We start from the raw sequence: 4,062 nt of genomic DNA on the forward strand, positions 1-4,062 counted from the left end.
TAATCTTGTCACAAGAACCGATCGATCAACCAGAAAGCAAAGCAAACCAGCAACCAAACCATAGGGCGCATTCGGCAACCGCCAGCGGCGCCCCGCCCTCGTTGTGTCGGTATATAGACCCCACCCCACAAAACTGTCAACACACCATTTCACAAAAACCAGAACTTTTTCGAAAATCATAACCCAGTCTGGGGATAAACCTTTCGATCAAGCCGCCGTACCGATGAGTACGGGCGCCGCGATCACGCGACGCCCGTCTAAACAAGCAAATCTGTGTTTTATGCCAGCGTATAGGCCGTCTTCACGACAGTGTAGAACTCAGCGGCATACCTGCCCTGCTCCCGAGGGCCATAACTCGATCCCTTGCGTCCGCCAAATGGCACGTGGAAATCTACGCCTGCTGTCGGAAGGTTGACCATGACCATCCCTGCCTCCGCATTCCGCTTGAAGTGCGTCGCATATTTCAGGCTTGTCGTAGCGATGCCGGAGGAAAGTCCAAACGGCGTATCGTTGGCCGTATACAGGGCTTCTTCATAATCCTTGACGCGAATGACACTGGCGACCGGGCCAAAAATCTCTTCGCGCGAAATACGCATCTGGTTCGTCGCCTCCGTGAAGAGCGCCGGCTGCAGATAAAACCCGGGATTGTCCCGCGTCAATCGCTCACCACCAAAGACGAGCTTCGCGCCCTCCTGCTGACCAATAGCGATATAGTCCTCGTCCTGTTTGAGCTGGCTCGCATCGACAACCGGGCCGACATGCGTACCGGGCTTCAGGGCATCGTCGACGACGATACTCTTCAGACGTTCGGTAACGGCAGCGACGAACCTGTCATGGATACCTTCAGTGACGATAATGCGTGAAGAGGCCGTACACCTCTGCCCTGTCGAGAAGAAACCGCTATTGACAGCAGCCTCGACCGCTACGCCCAAATCAGCGTCATCAAGAACAACGAATGGATTTTTACCGCCCATCTCCAGCTGAAACTTGCGCATGTGCTCTACTGACGCCGCGGCAACCCGCTTGCCCGTTCCGGTCGACCCGGTGAAGGTGATGGCATTGATATCGGCACTGTCTAGAATCGTCTGGCCGACGACGGAGCCCTTGCCCATGACGAGGTTGAGCACACCCTTGGGCAATCCGGCTCGGTGCAGGATATCGACGATCGCCCAGGAGCATCCAGGCACGAGTTCGGCCGGTTTGAAGACGACAGTGTTGCCGTAGGCAAGCGCCGGAGCAATTTTCCAGGCCGGGATGGCTATGGGGAAATTCCACGGCGTGATGATGCCGACGACACCGACGGGCTCGCGCGTGATTTCGACCCCGATGTTCGGCCGCGCGCTCGGGAGCATTTCACCGGCAAGCCGCAAAACTTCCCCGGCGAAAAAATCAAAGATCTGTGCGGCACGAAGCGTCTCGCCGATCCCTTCGGCCAGCGTCTTGCCCTCCTCGCGCGACAAAAGCCGGCCGAGTTCGTCTTTCCGCGCGGTGATCTCGTCGGCGGTCTTGCGCAGGATCGTATGGCGCTCAAGAATACCCGAACGTGACCATGCCGGAAAAGCCGCTTTTGCCGCGGCGATCGCCCTTAGCGTATCCTGCGCCGTCGCACGGGCATATTCGCCAACGACGTCATTTGTGTTCGACGGATTTATGTTGGGAACAGCCTCGCCGCCGGCCCATTCGCCGTTGATCAGATTCTGGTGCAATGTCATGATTTTCTCTCATCCTGTTAGGCTGAACCAATACCATAGGACTAGAGTGTTTCAACGCCAAATTGCCTTCTCTCGTTCTTTTGATTGCTGGAATTACGCTTTGGCCCGGTGAATTTGCCATGTAAGGTCGCCTTGATTCCATGTCCGCGCGTGTCCTGGCACAGCATCTGCATCGAGGAAAGAAGATCATGTCCTACCCGCTGTTTGGCCTTGAAGGCAGGCTGGCTCTCATCACCGGGTCGAGCCAGGGGATAGGCTTCGCCTTGGCCAAGGGATTGGCAGCCCATGGAGCTGCGGTGGTGATAAATGGTCGCGACAAAAGCAAGGTCGATACGGCGGTGGCCGAACTGAAGGCTTTGGGTTTTTCCGTCCATGGCTCCTCCTTCGACGTCACTGACCTGTCCGCGGTCAAGAAGGGCGTCGGCACGATCGAGACCGAAATTGGCGCGATCGACATTCTTGTCAACAATGCGGGTATGCAGTTCAGAGCCCCGCTTGAAGATTTTCCCGACGACAAGTGGCAGCAATTGCTGCAGACCAATATTTCAAGTGTCTTCTACGCAGGTCAAAGCGTTGCCACGCACATGATCAAGCGCGGCCGCGGCAAGATCATCAACATCGCTTCGGTGCAAAGTGAACTCGCCCGTCCTTCGATCGCTCCCTACACCGCAACGAAGGGCGCAGTGCGCAATCTCACTCGCGGCATGTGTACGGATTGGGCCAGGTACGGACTCCAGGTCAATGCGATCGCGCCAGGATATTTCAAGACGCCGCTCAACCAGGCGTTGATCGACAATCCCGACTTCTCCTCCTGGCTTGAAAAACGCACGCCCGCAGGGCGATGGGGCAATGTCGAGGAACTGGTCGGGGCAGCTGTATTCCTCGCCAGCGATGCCTCGTCGTTCGTCAATGGACAGGTCATTCACATAGATGGCGGAATTACCGCGTCGCTATGATACGGCTCGTCGTTATGGGAGTGAGCGGCTCCGGAAAGTCTTCTGTCGGCCTCGCCGTAGCAACAGAGCTGCGGCTGCCTTTCGTTGAGGGTGATACTTTGCACCCGCAATCCAATGTCGAAAAAATGGCGTCGGGCATTCCACTCACCGATGACGACCGCTGGCCTTGGCTGGACCAAATCGCCGCCAGGCTGGCAAGTGCTGAAGAAGGTGTCGTCGTATCCTGTTCCGCTCTCAAGAAATCATATCGCGACCGGCTGAGACAGGCCTCGGGCGGGTGGCTGGGCTTTATCTTCCTCGATGGGACACGTGAAGTCCTGCGTGATCACATGAGCAAACGAACAGGCCATTTCATGCCCTTGTCGATGCTGGACAGCCAGTTGGCAACCCTCGAACCGCCGACAGGCGAGGCGCTGGTGCTGCGCCAGGATATCGAACATCCGGTTGAGCAAATCGCTGCGGCAAGCATCGAATGGGCCAGAGCACAGAACTGGCAGAGTTAGGCGGGAGAAGCCCGGCCGGAAACTCCCCGTTCAAGAGTGGCCGATTTGCAAAACAAAAGCGAAGACCGGCCGGGGCTTGTTCTCATATCTGCCTGGACGAGAGGCTCGTCCGGTTATGCGAGTGCCGGCTTTGAAGTCCTGAAGCTGGCGTGCAGGTAGCGACCGGAGTCTAGTGGGACCGGTGTCTGGTTCCGGCCTCTGGTGCGGTTGACGTCAAGCGGCATGCAGCCAGACGACAAGCCCGGAGGAGCTGGCCGTTTGCTGTTGCGGGATAATTTCCGTTTTATACCGGGGCACCGCCGCAGGACGGTTTACCGGTCCTGATGCCTCTCACGTTTCAGGTGATGAGCCTGACGGAAGACTTGGCCGAAGTCCCGCTGAGGCCTGTGCTCATATTTGCCTGGACGAGAGACTCGTCCGGCCTATGCGAGTGTCGCGCGCGAGGCCCTGAAGCTGGCCTTGGGCGGGTGCGGACCGGCGTTTAGTGGCCGAGCCTTGCGGGAGCGATGGCCGGCAAGGCGTCAGACGGCAAAAGCCCCGCTTGGTGGCGGGGTTTGGTTTAATGGACGGTTTTGTGTTGATCTGTTGCGGGGACAGGCTTTGCCCGTTCGGGCCTTCCAGCAGTCCACTGGACTGCATGACCGGCAAGGCCGGACGGCCCTCACCCTTCAGGTTATGGTGCGCTCTTGCGAACGACGCGCTACCTTGTCCGGCTTGGCGAAGCCGAGATGCCGGACAAACGTCTGGGGGATGGTTTCAGGGTGGGTTTGATTTGGTTGCGGGGACAGGATTTGAACCTGTGACCTTCAGGTTATGAGCCTGACGAGCTACCGGGCTGCTCCACCCCGCGTCATAGTTCTGTTGTTGTGAGATTTGTTTATGAACGTTGCG

The 4,062-nt window shown here is 57.8% G+C and carries 4 protein-coding genes and 1 tRNA gene; 2 read left to right on the top strand and 3 right to left on the bottom strand.

Translation table 11 applies throughout. The features are described 5' to 3' along the window. Together CU100_RS27115 and CU100_RS26485 are read right to left on the bottom strand one after the other, a co-directional pair. Positions 1-180: hypothetical protein (locus tag CU100_RS27115; RefSeq protein WP_210204111.1), on the bottom strand; the 180-nt coding region annotated here is incomplete at its 3' end. 98 nt (positions 181-278) lie between these two features. Next, positions 279-1,712 (bottom strand): aldehyde dehydrogenase family protein, encoded by a 1,434-nt coding sequence (locus tag CU100_RS26485; protein ID WP_106719635.1) that lies wholly within the window; start codon positions 1,710-1,712, stop codon positions 279-281. Positions 1,713-1,900: 188 nt separating this feature from the next. On the opposite strand from CU100_RS26485, the gene CU100_RS26490 reads away from it, so the two are divergent. Together CU100_RS26490 and CU100_RS26495 are read left to right on the top strand one after the other, a co-directional pair. Continuing rightward, positions 1,901-2,668 (top strand): SDR family oxidoreductase, encoded by a 768-nt coding sequence (locus CU100_RS26490; RefSeq protein ID WP_106719636.1) that lies wholly within the window; start codon positions 1,901-1,903, stop codon positions 2,666-2,668. Further along, positions 2,665-3,171 carry a gluconokinase gene (locus CU100_RS26495; protein ID WP_106719637.1) on the top strand — a complete coding sequence of 169 codons (507 nt, stop codon included), beginning with the start codon at positions 2,665-2,667 and terminating at the stop codon, positions 3,169-3,171. Before CU100_RS26490 ends, CU100_RS26495 begins: the two co-directional genes overlap by 4 nt. 773 nt (positions 3,172-3,944) lie before the next feature. On the opposite strand, the gene CU100_RS26500 is transcribed toward CU100_RS26495, so the two are convergent. Next, positions 3,945-4,021 (bottom strand) — tRNA-Met (locus CU100_RS26500). Between the last annotated feature and the right edge of the window lie 41 nt (positions 4,022-4,062).

Source organism: Phyllobacterium endophyticum, assembly GCF_003010935.1.
In the GTDB taxonomy this organism is placed as follows: Bacteria; Pseudomonadota; Alphaproteobacteria; order Rhizobiales; family Rhizobiaceae; genus Phyllobacterium; species Phyllobacterium endophyticum.

Excerpts from the sequence above, each read along its gene's own strand:
- CU100_RS26485 (WP_106719635.1), bottom strand. The coding sequence starts at position 1,712 with ATGACATTGCACCAGAATCTGATCAACGGCGAATGGGCCGGCGGCGAG.
- CU100_RS26490 (WP_106719636.1), top strand. The coding sequence starts at position 1,901 with ATGTCCTACCCGCTGTTTGGCCTTGAAGGCAGGCTGGCTCTCATCACC.
- CU100_RS26495 (WP_106719637.1), top strand. The coding sequence starts at position 2,665 with ATGATACGGCTCGTCGTTATGGGAGTGAGCGGCTCCGGAAAGTCTTCT.